The 14,728-nt window shown below is 63.6% G+C and carries 14 protein-coding genes; 6 read left to right on the top strand and 8 right to left on the bottom strand.

What is annotated here, in order from left to right:
• The 4 genes from mltG to SAB01S_RS06995 form a co-directional block, all read right to left on the bottom strand.
• On the bottom strand, positions 1 to 999 hold the full coding sequence (gene mltG / locus SAB01S_RS07010) for an endolytic transglycosylase MltG (protein ID WP_062732344.1): 999 nt from the start codon (positions 997 to 999) through the stop codon (positions 1 to 3).
• A gap of 152 nt (positions 1,000 to 1,151) precedes the next feature.
• Positions 1,152 to 2,411, bottom strand: coding sequence for a beta-ketoacyl-ACP synthase II (fabF, locus tag SAB01S_RS07005; protein ID WP_062732343.1), 1,260 nt, complete (start codon positions 2,409 to 2,411; stop codon positions 1,152 to 1,154).
• A 177-nt stretch (positions 2,412 to 2,588) separates the two neighbouring features.
• Positions 2,589 to 2,822: an acyl carrier protein gene (locus SAB01S_RS07000; protein WP_007689016.1), complete on the bottom strand. Its 234-nt coding sequence runs from the start codon at positions 2,820 to 2,822 to the stop codon at positions 2,589 to 2,591.
• Between the two features lie 196 nt (positions 2,823 to 3,018).
• Complete coding sequence (locus SAB01S_RS06995; protein ID WP_245646420.1) at positions 3,019 to 3,495, bottom strand: hypothetical protein; 477 nt, start codon at positions 3,493 to 3,495, stop codon at positions 3,019 to 3,021.
• Between the two features lie 119 nt (positions 3,496 to 3,614).
• Between SAB01S_RS06995 and betI the strand changes: the two genes are divergently transcribed.
• The 3 genes from betI to ahpF all read left to right on the top strand — a co-directional run bounded on the left by betI (position 3,615) and on the right by ahpF (position 6,710).
• On the top strand, positions 3,615 to 4,271 hold the full coding sequence (gene betI, locus SAB01S_RS06990) for a transcriptional regulator BetI (RefSeq protein WP_062732341.1): 657 nt from the start codon (positions 3,615 to 3,617) through the stop codon (positions 4,269 to 4,271).
• Positions 4,272 to 4,378: 107 nt separating this feature from the next.
• Positions 4,379 to 4,942 (top strand): alkyl hydroperoxide reductase subunit C, encoded by a 564-nt coding sequence (gene ahpC, locus SAB01S_RS06985; RefSeq protein WP_021226356.1) that lies wholly within the window; start codon positions 4,379 to 4,381, stop codon positions 4,940 to 4,942.
• A gap of 184 nt (positions 4,943 to 5,126) precedes the next feature.
• Entirely contained in the window at positions 5,127 to 6,710 is a 1,584-nt protein-coding gene (gene ahpF, locus SAB01S_RS06980; RefSeq protein ID WP_062732340.1) for an alkyl hydroperoxide reductase subunit F, read from the top strand.
• Between the two features lie 59 nt (positions 6,711 to 6,769).
• Here ahpF and SAB01S_RS06975 read toward each other — a convergent pair whose 3' ends face one another.
• Entirely contained in the window at positions 6,770 to 7,201 is a 432-nt protein-coding gene (locus SAB01S_RS06975) for a cupin domain-containing protein (RefSeq protein WP_083951205.1), read from the bottom strand.
• A gap of 90 nt (positions 7,202 to 7,291) precedes the next feature.
• Here SAB01S_RS06975 and SAB01S_RS06970 point away from each other — a divergent pair, with 90 nt between their 5' ends.
• Positions 7,292 to 8,602, top strand: coding sequence for an amino acid permease (locus tag SAB01S_RS06970; RefSeq protein WP_062732339.1), 1,311 nt, complete (start codon positions 7,292 to 7,294; stop codon positions 8,600 to 8,602).
• A 95-nt stretch (positions 8,603 to 8,697) separates the two neighbouring features.
• On the opposite strand, the gene dnaJ is transcribed toward SAB01S_RS06970, so the two are convergent.
• On the bottom strand, positions 8,698 to 9,831 hold the full coding sequence (gene dnaJ, locus SAB01S_RS06965; RefSeq protein ID WP_062732338.1) for a molecular chaperone DnaJ: 1,134 nt from the start codon (positions 9,829 to 9,831) through the stop codon (positions 8,698 to 8,700).
• Positions 9,832 to 9,891: 60 nt separating this feature from the next.
• On the bottom strand, positions 9,892 to 11,790 hold the full coding sequence (gene dnaK, locus SAB01S_RS06960) for a molecular chaperone DnaK (protein ID WP_062732337.1): 1,899 nt from the start codon (positions 11,788 to 11,790) through the stop codon (positions 9,892 to 9,894).
• A gap of 176 nt (positions 11,791 to 11,966) precedes the next feature.
• On the opposite strand from dnaK, the gene SAB01S_RS06955 reads away from it, so the two are divergent.
• Positions 11,967 to 12,440 (top strand): copper chaperone PCu(A)C, encoded by a 474-nt coding sequence (locus SAB01S_RS06955; RefSeq protein ID WP_062732336.1) that lies wholly within the window; start codon positions 11,967 to 11,969, stop codon positions 12,438 to 12,440.
• Positions 12,437 to 12,901 carry a hypothetical protein gene (locus SAB01S_RS06950; protein ID WP_062732335.1) on the top strand — a complete coding sequence of 155 codons (465 nt, stop codon included), beginning with the start codon at positions 12,437 to 12,439 and terminating at the stop codon, positions 12,899 to 12,901. Before SAB01S_RS06955 ends, SAB01S_RS06950 begins: the two co-directional genes overlap by 4 nt.
• A gap of 1,197 nt (positions 12,902 to 14,098) precedes the next feature.
• Here the strand turns inward: SAB01S_RS06950 and SAB01S_RS06945 are convergent.
• Positions 14,099 to 14,590: a nucleoside deaminase gene (locus SAB01S_RS06945; protein ID WP_062732334.1), complete on the bottom strand. Its 492-nt coding sequence runs from the start codon at positions 14,588 to 14,590 to the stop codon at positions 14,099 to 14,101.
• Between the last annotated feature and the right edge of the window lie 138 nt (positions 14,591 to 14,728).

The raw sequence follows: 14,728 nt of genomic DNA, 5'->3' as shown, positions 1-14,728 counted from the left end.
TTAAAGCTCGCCGCGCGCGCGGCGGATTTCGAACCATTTGCGGACATTCTCATTATGCTGCTGCAAGGTGTCGGCAAAGATATGGCCGCCCTCCCCATCCGCCACGAAATAGAGCGCCTTGGTCTGCGCCGGGTGCAGCACCGCCACGATCGACAGCCGGCCAGGATTAGCGATCGGTCCCTTGGGCAGGCCGGTCATCGCATAGGTATTATAGTCGTTGACCGCCGCTATTTCCGACTTGCGAATGCGCCGGCCCAGCGGCTTGCCGCGCGTGATGGGGTAGATGATCGTGGGGTCGGCCTGTAACATCATGCCCGCGCGCAGGCGGTTGGCATAGACGCCCGCGACCGTCGGCCGCTCCTTGGCGACGGCGGTTTCCTTCTCGACGATGCTTGCCAGGATGATCGCCTCGCGCGGGGTCTTGACCACCAGATCGGGCGCGCGCTCGGCCCATAGCTTGGCGAGCAGCTTCGTCATCGCGTCCTGCATGCGTTTCAGAACGGCGGCGCGCGGCTCGCCCTTGTCGAACGCATAGCTGTCGGGCAGCACGCTGCCTTCCTCAGGCACCTTGATATCGCCGGTCAGCTGGTCATTGGCCATCAACCGCTCATGCACCAGGATCGAGGGCATGCCTTCGGGGATGGTGATGAGCCGGGTCAGCGTTTTCCCGCCCTGCAGGATCGCCAATATGTCCTTGTTGCTGGCCCGCGCGGGAATGACGAACTCGCCTGCCTTGATCGGCGTCGATCCGCCGAAGACCTTGGCGCGGGTCAGAAAGGCATCGGCCGATCGCACCGCGCCCGCCTGCTTCAACAGCACGGCCGCATCGGACAGGGTCGCGCCTTCGGGCACGGTGATGCTGACATCCTTGGCCGCTGGCCCGTCCTCGCTCCAGCCGGCAACGAAGCGAAACGCGATGAACGCCGCCACAGCAAGGCCAATCAGCAGAATGCCGCAGCCGATGCGGCGCGTGGGGCTTGAGCGGGATCGTCTTGCCATGGGGATTCCAGTCCGTCCCGCTTTGTTGCTTCATCCTCCCCTTTAAGGGGAGGTGGCTGGCGCGGAGCGCCAGTCGGAGGGGTGTCCTGCTCTCGATAGGGCGACACCCCTCACCACTTCGTGGTCCCCCTCCCCTTACAGGGGGAGGACTATCAAACCGCCTTCATGATCAGCGACGCGTTGGTGCCGCCAAAGCCGAAGCTGTTGTTCAGCACCGCGCGCACCTTGCGCTCCTTGGCGACATGCGGGACCAGGTCGACGCCCTTGCAGCTTTCGCTCGGTTCATCGAGGTTCAGCGTCGGCGGGACGATCTGGTCGCGCATGGCGAGGATGCAGAAAATGCTCTCCACCGCGCCCGCGCCGCCCAGCAGATGGCCGATCGCCGACTTGGTGGACGACATCGACATGGACGACAGATGGTCGCCGAACAGCCGCTTGACCGCGCCCAGCTCCAGCTCGTCGCCCAGCGGCGTCGACGTGCCATGGGCGTTCACATAGTCGATATCTTCCAGCGACAGGCCCGACTTCTTGAGCGCCATTTCCATCGAGCGATAGCCGCCGCTGCCTTCGGGATGCGGGGCGGTGACATGATAGGCGTCGCCCGACAGGCCATAGCCGATGACTTCGGCGTAGATTTTCGCGCCGCGCGCCTTGGCCCGCTCATATTCCTCCAGCACGACGACGCCCGCGCCCTCACCCATGACGAAGCCGTCGCGGTTGACGTCATAGGGGCGGCTCGCCTTTTCCGGCGTGTCGTTGAACCCGGTGCTGAGCGCGCGCGCCTGGGCAAAGCCGGCAATGCCGATCGGGCAGATCGCGCTTTCCGCGCCGCCCGCCAGCATGACGTCGGCATCATCCATCGCGATCATGCGCGCGGCGTCGCCGATCGAATGCGCGCCCGTCGAACAGGCGGTGACGACGGCGTGGTTCGGCCCCATCAGGCCGTATTTGATCGACACCTGGCCGGAGATGAGGTTGATCAGGCGGCCATGGACGAAGTGCGGCGAAACCCGGCCTGGTCCCTTGTTCGCCAGCACCAGCGATTCGCTTTCGATGCCCGGCAGGCCGCCAATGCCCGACCCGATCGAACAGCCCGCGCGCAGCCTTTCTTCCTCCGTCATATTGTCGAGGCCCGCGTCGCGCAGCGCTTCGCTGGCCGCCGAAATGCCAAAGACGATGAAGGGATCAACTTGGCGCTGGATCTTGTGATCCACGTCCAGCGACGCGTCATAGCCATATTCGTGATCGGCCGGCTTCACTTCGCAGGCGATGCGGCACTTGTAATCGGTCGCGTCGAAGCGCGTAATCGTGGCCGCGCCCGATTTCGACGCGATGATGTTTTTCCAGCTGGTTTCGACATTCCCGCCCAGCGGGCTCACCATGCCAAGGCCGGTTACGACGACACGACGCATATCCTAGCTCCGAAAATTCATGGACCTTATGCCGCCCATGTAGCCACTGAAAGCGCGCTTGTGAACGGCGCGCCAGATATGAAAAGGCTCCCCAAGCCTCGGAAATCCGGACAGGAGGAGCCGTTTCTCGTTCGCCAGCGCAGTCCTTCCCTCGCAGGATCGGACCGGGCGGACAAATTACTGCTTGCTGTCGATATAATCGATCGCGTCCTTGACGGTGGCGATCTTTTCGGCAGCGTCGTCGGGAATTTCGACGCCGAATTCTTCCTCGAACGCCATCACCAGCTCGACGATGTCAAGGCTGTCGGCGCCCAGATCGTCGATGAAGCTGGCATCCTCGGTCACCTTTTCGGCTTCGACGCCCAGATGCTCGACGACGATTTTCTTTACGCGATCCGCGGTCTCACTCATGAGAGGTCCTTCTTGACAAATATCGTTGGTGGTCTGTGAACAACCGTTAAGGCAATGCCCTAGAGCCAAGCCCCGATAGAGGCAAGAGGCAAGGCCGCCAAGCCCCTTCGTTGCGATGCGATGGCGATCCGGCACGACGGGGCGTGCAAAGGCCATCGCCCACATGCAGCCGCCAATGCCGTGCCCTTACGCGCGGTCACCGGCAATAGCCCTCCTCGCCGGCAATCACGATCAGGCAATTTTCCTTCTCCGCCAGCCATTTGAAGCCCGTTTCTGAGCCCGTACCCGGCCGGATCGTCAATTCCTTGCCATCGCGGGTGAAGCGGATCATGGCTCCGTCCGCCACGCCGTCATAAGTGCCCTGCCGATCGAGCGTATCCTTGTTAGCGATGGCATAATGACCCGGCTTGCCGTCGGGCGAAGGCTGAATGTCCAGAAACAGTCCCTCAGGCCCGGTCCAGCGACCGACCCAATCGTCCGTCGCCATCCGGTCCGTCGGCGCGGGCGCGGCGCCCATCGCGTCGGGCTCGGCCACATTCTCGATGGTTGGGGCCGATGCAGTGGCCTGATTGCCGCCATTCGCGCTGTCCGGATCAGCCACGCCGGAGCATCCGCTCGCCAGCAACAACAGCGCCGCGCCGGCAAGGCTTTGCGGCATGGGGGAAAAGCGCATGATCATCTCCTTGTCTTGACCCGCCTTGTCGAACCCGTGGCCCGGCCGTTCGATCCTCCGTCCGCCGCTTGCCAGAGGGCGTCGGGCGGGTCCAAAGAGGCATATGGGAAGGACAGGGCATGGCGCAACCGGCAGGACCAAGAGCAAGAGCGCGCTTCGTGCGCGAAGCGCCCGACGTGCGGCGGCAGGCGCTGATTGACGCGACGGCCCGCTGCCTTGCCGAAAAGGGCGTCGGCGGCGCCTCCGTCCGCGCGATCTGCGCGAAAGCGGGGGTATCGTCCGGCCTGCTTACCCATTATTTTCCGGGCGTCGACGCGCTGATCCTGGCCACCTATCGCGATGTGGGCGCCAGGGTATCGACGGCGCTCGATGCCGCGATCGCGGCGGCGGGTGATGATCCGCGCGATCGGCTGCGCGCCTGTCTGCAAGCCAATCTGCGCCCGCCGGTGCTGGACCCTGACCTGCTCGCCACCTGGATCGCTTTCTGGAGCCTGGTCACCTCCGATCCCGCCATCGCCGCTGTCCATGCCGACGTCTATCGCGGCACGCGCCATCAGTTGGAGACATTATTGGGCGAAGCAGCGCCCCAACTTTCGCAGGCGCAGAAGCGGATCGCTGCCATCAGCCTCACCGCATTGGTGGACGGCCTGTGGCTGGAATTGTGCCTCGACCGGTCCAGCTTCACGGCCGAAGAAGCGCAGGCGATGGTGGAATCGGCGATGCTGCAATGGCTTGGCGAGATTGACGGCCCGGTCGATAAGTTTGCAGCGCTCTGATCGCTTTTCTCACTCAAGGCATCCGAGAAAACCAATTTCCATTCGGCCTGCCCCCTCCCTACATGAGTTTCGCAACTGCAACACATTTTGCGAGGTAATCAGCGCCCATGGCTCTCATCAACACTCCCCTGCAGCCCTTCAAGGCCACCGCTTACAAGGACGGCAAGTTCGTCGACGTGACCGACGCCGACGTCAAGGGCAAGTGGGCTGTCTTCTTCTTCTATCCCGCCGACTTCACCTTCGTCTGCCCGACCGAGCTGGAAGACCTGGCCGACATCTATCCGACGCTCCAAGGCATGGACGTGGAAGTCTATTCGGTGTCGACCGATACCCATTTCTGCCACAAGGCCTGGCACGACACGTCGCCGGCGATCGGCAAGATCAACTATTATATGCTCGGCGACCAGAATCATCAGCTGTCGAACCAGTTCGGCGTACTGCGCGAAGGCGTAGGCCTCGCGGATCGCGGCACTTTCGTGCTTGATCCCGAAGGCGTGATCCAGCTCGTTGAAATCACGCCCGAAGGCGTCGGCCGTAACGCTGCTGAACTGCTGCGGAAGGTCAAGGCGCTGCAATATTGGGCCGCGCATCCGGGTGAAGTCTGCCCCGCCAAGTGGGAAGAAGGCGCCGAAACGCTCGCGCCCTCGCTCGACCTAGTCGGCAAGATCTAAGACGCGTCAGGCGTCTGCGTAAGCACCGCCGGTTTCCCGCGCTTGCGGGAGACCGGCGGGCCCTTCGCCCGGTATTCCATCAGTTTTTCGCTGGGGTCTTTGGGTCGCACCATCCCCGCAACGGGCCGCCGCATCCCCTCTCCCCAAGCGGCGGCCCGCCTTCTTTCAACGGAGCCAGACAGATATGTTGGACGCAAATCTCAAGGGACAGCTGAAAAGCTATCTGGCGAACATCACCCAGCCGATCGAGCTGGTGGCGTCGCTGGATGAAGGCGCAAAGTCCCGTGAACTCAAGGAATTGCTGAACGAAATTGCCGAACTGTCGGACCATGTGTCCGTCACGACCGGCAATGCCCCTCGCAAGCCCAGCTTCATGATCCGCCGCGTCGGCACCGACATTGGCGTGACCTTTGCGGGCATCCCGATGGGGCATGAATTCACGTCGCTGGTGCTCGCTTTGCTCCAGGTCGGCGGCCACCCGTCAAAGGCTGCGCAGGACCTGATCGAGCAGGTGAAGGGCCTCGACGGCGACTATGCCTTCGAAACCTATTTCTCGCTCTCCTGCCAGAATTGCCCGGACGTGGTGCAGGCGCTGAACCTGATGAGCGTGCTCAACCCCCGAATCAGCCATGTCGCGATCGACGGCGGCCTGTTCAAGGATGAGGTCGACGCGCGCAAGATCATGGCCGTGCCCACCATATTCCTCAACGGTGAACCCTTCGGCCAGGGGCGGATGGAACTGGAACAGATCGTCGCCAAGATCGACAGCGGCGCCGAGGCGCGCGCGGCCGAAAAGATCAAGCGCCAGGACCCGTTCGAGGTGCTGGTGGTCGGCGGCGGTCCCGCCGGGGCTGCGGCCGCCATCTATGCGGCGCGCAAGGGGATCCGTACGGGTGTCGCGGCCGAACGTTTCGGCGGCCAGGTGCTCGACACCATGGATATCGAGAATTTCATCTCGGTCAGCCGCACCGAAGGCCCCAAGCTCGCCTCCGCACTGGAAGCTCATGTCAAGGATTATGACGTCGAGATCATGAACCTGCAAAAGGCGGCGAAGCTGATCCCGGCCAAGTCCGAAGGCGGCTATCATGAAGTCGTGCTGGAAAATGGCGCGTCGCTCAAAGGCCGCACCGTCATCCTGTCGACCGGCGCGCGCTGGCGGCAGATGGGCGTGCCCGGCGAGGACGAATATAAGAATAAGGGCGTTGCCTATTGCCCGCACTGCGACGGGCCGCTGTTCAAGGGCAAGCGCGTGGCGGTGATCGGCGGCGGCAATAGCGGCGTCGAAGCGGCGATCGACCTCGCCGGCATCGTCGCCCATGTGACGCTGATCGAATATGACAGCCAGCTGCGCGCCGACGCCGTCCTCCAGCGCAAGCTCGCCAGCCTGCCCAATGTGAAGATCATCACATCGGCCATGACCACGCAGGTCAACGGCAATGGCGAAAAGGTGACGGGCCTGTCCTACAAGGACCGCAACCATGGCACCGAACATGATGTCGAGCTGGAAGGAATTTTCGTCCAGATCGGCCTTGTTCCCAACACCGAATGGCTGAAGGACGCGATCGCTTTGTCCCCGCGCGGCGAAATCGAGATCGACGTGCGCGGCGAAACCAGCCAGCCCGGCATCTTCGCCGCGGGCGATTGCACCACCGTGCCCTACAAGCAGATCGTCATCGCGATGGGCGCGGGCTCGACTGCGGGCTTGTCCGCCTTCGATTATCTCATTCGCCTGCCCGCGGCCGACGAGGTCGAGGCGCAAGCGGCATAACGGCACAACCCGAGCGGGGTTGCACGGCGGCCGGTCCAGCAATGGGCCGGCCGTTTTTGCTATTGCGGCTGCGCGTCCGGGGGCAGGCCAAGCGGCGCCTCCACCCGGTCGCCATGGCTTTTGGGGGCGGAAACGACGAGTATCTCCACCGGCGCGTCCCCGTCATTGCGCGCCTGATGCGGCACGCCCGGCGCGATTTCGATCCCCTGCCCCGGTGTCAGCCGATAGACGTGCCCGTCCCTTTCCATCGTCAGCACGCCGTCCAGAACATGGAAATATTGCCGCGCGGCCCGGTGATAATGGCGTATCTCCGCCGCGCCGGGCGCCAGCCGTTCCTCGATGACCGACAGGTCCGGCCGCTGGACCAGATGCCATCCGTCGTTGATGCCGCCCCAGACATAATGCTCCGCCTCCGCCTTGGAAATGGGGCCGGCAGCGGAAGGAACAGCGGCGGAACCGGCAAGGCCCAGCAGGATAAGCGCGAATGTCATGCTTTTCTGGAACGGATCGGCGCGCTTCGTCCTCCATCAGGGCGCACCCTGTCTGGCAATAAGCGCGCCGCCGCAGTACAGGCCGCCGCCATGGACCCCGCCCCGCCTTCCCCATCCGACGCCCCGCCCCCATCCCGCCCGTCGTCACGCACGCTCGGCCTTGCCGCCTGCATCGCGCTGGTGATGGGGAATATGATCGGGTCGGGCGTGTTCCTGCTGCCCGCCAGCCTGGCGCCCTTCGGCTGGGACGCGGTGGCGGGGTGGATATTCACCATCGCCGGATCGCTGATACTGGCCTTCGTCATCGCGCGGCTGACCATCGCCATGCCCGACGCCAGCCCTTCGCAGATGATCGCCCGCGCCTTCGGGCCGCTCGCCGGTTTCGCAATCGGCTGGACCTACTGGATCTCGCTCATCATCACCAACGTCACCATCGCGGTGGCGGCGACCGCGAACCTCAGCAGCCTGCTGCCGGTGCTGGCGCGGCCGGGTCTTGGCGCGTTCTGCTCGATCGGCTTTCTGTGGCTGATGGCGGCCATCAATCTGGCCGGCGCGCGGGCGGCCGGGGTCGCGCAAATCTGGACCACGGCGATCAAGCTCATCCCGATCGCTGTCGTCCTGATCCTGCTGTTGCTCATTCTGGGCAGCGGCCGGGCGGACGTCGCGCCCTTCCCGGCGCAGGGCCTGACCGGCGCGGGGATCACCGCCTCGGCCGCGCTGACGCTCTGGGCGCTGCTCGGCTTTGAATCGGCCAGCGTCGCAGCCGACAAGGTGCGCGATCCGGCCCGCACCATCCCGCGCGCGACGCTCATCGGCACGGCGGCGACCGGCCTCATCTACCTGATCGTCTGCTCCGGCATCGCGCTGACGCTGCCGGCGGCGCAGACGCAGACCGGCTCCCCTTTCGGCGCCTTCGTCAGCCATTATTGGGCGGCAGGCCCCGCCGGGCTGGTGGCGATCTTCGTCGTCATCAGCTGCCTTGGCGCGCTCAATGGCTGGACGCTGCTGCAAGGCGAAGTGCCGCTGGCGATGGCGCGCGGTGGCGAATTGCCCCGCTGGCTCGCCGTCACCGACGCGCGCGGCACGCCACGCCGCGCCCTCATTCTGTCCACCATCCTCGCCAGCCTGATGCTGGTTGCCAACAGCCTGCAAGGACTGGTCGCTTTGTTCACCATGATGGCGCTGCTCGCGACATCGGCGACACTGTGGCTCTATGTCGGTTTCGCGCTCGCCAGCCTGCGGTTTCGCCTAGTGATGCCGGCCGCGGTCATTGGCCTTGGCTATGCACTCTGGACCTTATGGGGCGCGGGGCTGGTCGCCAGCGGATCGAGCATAGTGCTGATGCTCGCGGGCCTGCCCTTCTACGCCTGGGCGCGGCGGGAGCGGGCACAAGCTCCATAATCCGTTCGCTTCGAGCCTGTCGAGAAGCGGCTGGCGCCGCGATTACTGGTTCTCGACTTCGCTCGAACCGAACGGGGAAGGAAATGGGAAGGACGTCAATCCCCCCATATGTCCTTGAGCTTGGAGAAAAAGCCCGTCGATTGCGGGCATTCCTCGCCCGTTTCCGTTTCGCGGAAGGCCTCTAGCAACTCGCGCTGCTTGGCGGTCAGCTTGGTCGGCGTCTCGACGTCCACCTGGATGACCAGATCGCCATGGCCGCGACCATTGAGCACCGGCATGCCCGCGCCGCGCTGGCGGATTTGCTTGCCTGACTGGATGCCAACGGGAATCTTGATCTCATGCCGGCTGCCATCCAGCCCCGGCACTTCGATGATGCCGCCCAGGGCGGCGGTCGTAAAGCTGACCGGCGCGCGGCAGAACAGCGTCGTGCCGTCGCGTTCGAAAATCGCATGGCGCTTCACATGCAGGAAAATATAGAGGTCGCCGGCCGGCGCACCGCGCGCGCCCGCTTCGCCCTCACCCGACAGGCGAATGCGCGTGCCTTCATCCACCCCGGCGGGAATCGTCACCGACAGCGACTTGGGCTTGTCCACCCGGCCTTCGCCCCGGCAGGACCGGCACGGGCTTTCGATCACCTGCCCCGCGCCATGGCAGGACGGACAGGTGCGTTCGACCACGAAAAAGCCCTGCTGCGCGCGCACCTGGCCATGACCATGGCAGGTGGCGCAAGTCTTGACCCCGGTGCCCGGCTGTGCGCCCGATCCGTCGCAGCTGTCGCAGGCGGCCGACACTTCGATTTCGATCTGCGTCTGCTTGCCATGATAGGCTTCGTCGAGGCTGATCTCCAGATCATAGCGCAGGTCGGCGCCGCGACGCTGCTGCTGCCGTCCGCCCGCGCCGCCAAAGCCCGACTGGCCAAAGATCGTCTCGAAAATATCGCCCAGATCGGAAAAGCCGCCGGCCTGACCACGGAACCCGCCGCCGCCTCCGCCGTTCTGTGCATTGGTATAGGCGGCATGGCCATAACGGTCATAGGCTGCCCGCTTCTGAGGGTCTTTCAGGCACTCATAGGCTTCCGACACGGCCTTGAACTTGGCCTCGCTGTCGGTGCATCCCCCGGTACGATCCGGGTGATACTTCATTGCGAGCTTGCGATACGCGCTCTTGATAGTCGCGCCGTCCGCGGTGCGCTCGACCTCGAGCAGCGAATAATAGTCCGTTTCAGTCATAGCATTCCCGGCTGAACCCGCCGCCGCGCGTCACGCGGGCGGCGGGCGCAGTCTATCGGCTTACGCCTTGTTGTCGTCCACTTCGGAGAATTCGGCGTCGACGACATCGTCATCTGCCTTGGGCGCGTCGGCTTCGGGCGAAGCGGCGGCGGCCTGTTCCTTCTCGTAAATGGCCTGACCCAGCTTCATGGCAACCGTGGCGAGTTCCTGCGCCTTGGTCTTCATGGCTTCAGCGTCGCCGCTTTCGATCGCGGACTTGGCAGCGGCAATCGCGGTTTCGATCTCGCCTTTCAGGCTCGCGTCCACCTTGTCGCCATGCTCGACCAGCTGCGCCTCGGTCGTATGGACCAGGCTTTCGGCGTTATTCTTGGCCTCGGCTGCCTCGCGACGCTTCTTGTCCTCTTCGGCAAAACGCTCGGCATCCTTGACCATTTGGTCGATGTCCGCGTCCGACAGGCCACCCGACGCTTGGATGCGGATCTGCTGTTCCTTGCCGGTGCCCTTGTCCTTGGCGGACACATTGACCAGGCCGTTGGCGTCGATGTCGAAGGTGACTTCGATCTGCGGCACGCCGCGCGGCGCGGGCGGAATGCCGACCAGGTCGAACTGGCCCAGCAGCTTGTTGTCCGCCGCCATTTCACGCTCGCCTTGGAACACGCGGATCGTCACGGCCTGCTGATTGTCGTCGGCCGTCGAATAGGTCTGCGATTTCTTGGCGGGAATGGTGGTGTTGCGGTCGATCATGCGGGTGAATACGCCACCCAGCGTCTCGATGCCCAGCGACAGCGGCGTCACGTCGAGCAGCAGCACGTCCTTGACGTCGCCCTGCAACACGCCTGCCTGAATGGCCGCGCCCATGGCGACGACTTCGTCCGGGTTGACGCCGGTGTGCGGTTCCTTGCCGAAAAAGTCCTTCACGGCTTCGCGCACCTTGGGCATGCGGGTCATGCCGCCGACCAGCACCACTTCGCTGATCTCGCTCGCCGAAACGCCCGCATCCGCCAGCGCCTTCTTGCACGGCTCCATCGTCCGCTTGATGAGGTCGGCGACAAGGCGTTCAAGATCGGCGCGCGTCACCGTCTTGACAAGGTGCTTGGGACCATTCTGGTCGGCAGTAATGAAGGGCAGGTTGACCTCGGTCGTCTGCGCGCTCGACAGCTCGATCTTCGCCTTCTCGGCCGCTTCCTTCAGACGCTGGAGCGCCAGCTTGTCCTTGGTGAGGTCGATGCCTTCCGCCTTCTGGAAGTCGGCCGCCAGATATTCGACCAGCTTGGCGTCGAAGTCCTCGCCGCCCAGGAAGGTGTCGCCGTTGGTCGACTTCACCTCGAACACGCCATCGCCGATCTCCAGGATCGAGATGTCGAAGGTGCCGCCGCCAAGGTCATAGACCGCGATCGTCTTGCCGTCCTGCTTGTCGAGACCGTAGGCGAGCGCAGCAGCCGTCGGCTCGTTGATGATGCGCAGCACTTCAAGGCCCGCAATCTGGCCGGCGTCCTTGGTCGCCTGACGCTGGGCGTCGTTGAAATAGGCCGGCACGGTGATGACCGCCTGCGTGACCGTCTCGCCCAGATAGCTCTCGGCGGTTTCCTTCATCTTCTGGAGCGTGAAGGCGCTGATCTGCGACGGGCTATAATCCTGGCCGCCGGCCTTGACCCAGGCGTCGCCGTTCGGGCCTTTGGCGATCGAATAGGGGACGAGTTCCATGTCCTTCTTGGTCATGGGATCATCGAAGCGGCGGCCGATGAGGCGCTTCACCGCGAAAATCGTGTTGTCCGGGTTGGTGACCGCCTGGCGCTTGGCCGGCTGACCGATCAGACGCTCGCCATCCTTGGCGAAGGCGACGATCGAGGGCGTGGTCCGCGCCCCTTCCGCATTTTCGATAACCTTGGGCTTGCCGCCATCCATCACAGCCACGCAGCTGTTGGTCGTGCCAAGGTCGATCCCGATAACTTTTGCCATTTTTTCCTCTTTTAACCCCAAATCATGCGTTCAGCGGTTGAAGGCCAAATACCCCACGAAAGCGCCAAGGCAAGGCCGGTTTGCACGGGGGATATAGGCGTGCTTTCGCTTGGCACAAGGCGCAGGGGCGATTAGCTATGCAACCGACCTGAAACAAGACAGACATGGAGTGAGAGATGCGTGGTCCCCTTGCCCTTATCGCGCTGGCAGCGCCACTGGCCCTGACCGCCTGCGGAGACCCCGCCCCCACCTACATCGATCAGGCCTGGGTGCGCCTGTCGCCGAACAAGGATCGCCCGTCGGCCGGCTATTTCGTCGCCCATGGCGGCGACAGTGCGACCCGGCTGCGCGGCGTGCTCACCGATTATGCGCTGAAGGTCGAGATGCACGAAAGCGTCGAGGAAAATGGCGTCATGACGATGAAGCCGATCAACAGCGTCGACATTCCGGCCAAGGGCACGGTGACGTTCGCGCCGGGCGGCAAGCATCTGATGCTCTGGGGCGTCAACGACACCGCGATCAGCCGGGGCAAGATGCAACTGACCTTCCTGCTCGACAATGGCGACCGGCTGCTGGTCGATGCCGTGATCCGCAAGCCGGAGGGTGCGACCACCGCCACGCCGGCCCCGTCGGACAATAGCGCCAATTGACCAGCCGGCCGCTGACGCCGGGCGAAGTCGCGCTCGCCCGCCCACTGTTCGGCGCCGCGATCGACTATGCGCGCGTGCGCGTCCATGACCGCGCTTGGTGGCCGCTCCAGCCCCGGCGCGTCACCATGGCGCCCGATGGCGACCTGTGGTTCCACCCGCAAGGCGGCCTGTTCTGCGCCGATTTTCGCGACCAGCCCCTCCTTCTCCAGGCGCATTTCATCCACGAAATGACCCATGTCTGGCAAGCGCAACGATCGGGCAGATGGTGGCTGCCACTGATGCGCCACCCCTTTTGCCGCTATGATTATGCGATCGTGCCGGGCAAGCCCTTCGCGCGTTACGGCATCGAGCAACAGGCCGAAATCGTGAAGCACGCCTTCCTGCTGCGACAGGGCCGGGCGGTTAAGGACAAGCCGGGGCTGGACGTCTATGAGGCGCTGCTGCCGTTCGAGGCCGGGTGACGGCTTTTTATCGGGAGTACGCTCCCACCCCTGTCGTCACCCCCACGCTGCCGCCGTCATCCCCGCATTTCCACCGTCATCCCCGCGCAGGCGGGGATCCATCCTCTCAGCACGGCACGCGGGCTATAGTCGAGAGCTGGGTTCCCGCGTTCGCGGGAATGACGAAGAAGGGTGGATTGCGGAAAGGCGGCTTCTAAGATGTTCATATGGCAAAGCAGGTAATCGTCATGTATCACCGCTAGATGCATTCATGCACCTCTAGACGAGATGACCCCTCGCATTGGCGGATTGCTGTCGCATTTTTGGTAGCTCCGGCGCTTGCTGCTCTCTCGATCGCAATCGTCATGCTTCTGTATAGCGGGCTTCAATCAATGACAGAGCGGATTTGGAGGTCTGCTCTAGCATATGGCGTTTTTGGAGCTTACCCTCCCACAATTATATTCGGCATTCCGGCCTATTTTGCTCTTCGCAAGCATCTCAAACCGCACCTCATCAATTGTGCGGTTGCGGGTGCTTTCGTGGCTGCTCTCCCATGGGCACTACTGACGCTTTACAACTCCAGATCAGGCAAGCATTGGCGATCGGCCTACCGTGATTGATGGGTCGAAAACAGCCTTTGGATGGCTGATGGATGCACAAGCATTAGCACAAATTGCTCTGTGCGGCGCGTTGGGTGGCTTTCTATTTTGGGCCATAGCAATCGCCGGAAGTGGTGTAAAAAAGGTCGACCACGGAGAAAAGTAATTTAGCGATGCATCGTCCGCTTCTGGGTTGAACGATCGGCCTCCTGGACGACAAAAAGGGTCGGACTCCAGACCATCCTCCCCTGCAAGGGGAGGTGGCAATCCGAAGGATTGACGGAGGGGTGTCCCGCTCTCGCCAGGGTGACACCCCTCCACCACTTCGCGGTCACCCTCCCCTTGCAGGGGAGGATTTCACCGCCGCTCTTGGTCGATACCGGACGGACCCACAGCCACCCGTCTCCCGGCAAATATCTGTCCTATTCCCGTCTTTTCCGCTTCATCCTTGGCGATGCGCCCGCAGCCCATTCCACCCGTCAATCCCCTACATCAACGCCCTGTTGGATGTGTCGCTTCCTGGTCGCCTCACAGGCGCTTGGTGGTCGCCTCATGGTCGCTTCGAGCTGAAAAGGCCCGACGACACTGTGAACTTCGCACCCGTCACGCGGCGCGCCGATCAGATATTGCCCTGAAGCTCTTCGGGCACGTCATCGTCGGGACCAAAATAGAGCGAAGCGCACGCGTCTTTCAGGCATCCGCCCTCCAGCGTCAGGTCGTCGCGCCAGGCGTCGGCGATGAAGTCCATCGTATCAAGATGGCGGTCCTCGAAATACATGGCGTGGACGTCGTCGCGCCCCGCGCCATAGACGATGCGGCCAATCTTGGTCCAGATCGACGCCATGGTGCACATGCCGCACGGCTGGAGCGTCGAATAAAGCGTCGCCCCGCGCAAATCCATGTCGCCATGGACCTGCCCCGCCGCGCGGAACGCCATCATTTCGGCATGCGCGGTCGCATCGCACCGTTCCTCGGTTTCGTTGACGCCCTGCGCCAGCACCGCGCCATTCAATATGATGATCGCGGCGATCGGTGTGTCCTCGGGCGAACTGCCCTTGCTGCGCGCAAGGTCGATCGCGCGTTGCATCCATTTGCTGTCGGTTTCGTCCATGCCGGTCCCTTCCGCCCTGTGGCGCATTCCCGGCATGGACGTTTGGGACCGGCACGCGTTCCCCGCTTGCGGCGACAAGGCAAGAACGCCGCCCGGATCAACCGGCCTGCGCTTCCCCCAAACAAAAAGGGCGGACCC

This window comes from Sphingobium abikonense NBRC 16140, assembly GCF_001598335.1.
Classification (GTDB): Bacteria; Pseudomonadota; Alphaproteobacteria; order Sphingomonadales; family Sphingomonadaceae; genus Sphingobium; species Sphingobium abikonense.
The sequence above is the reverse complement of the archived record's forward strand: the minus strand, read 5'-3'. Positions and strand labels throughout refer to the sequence as shown.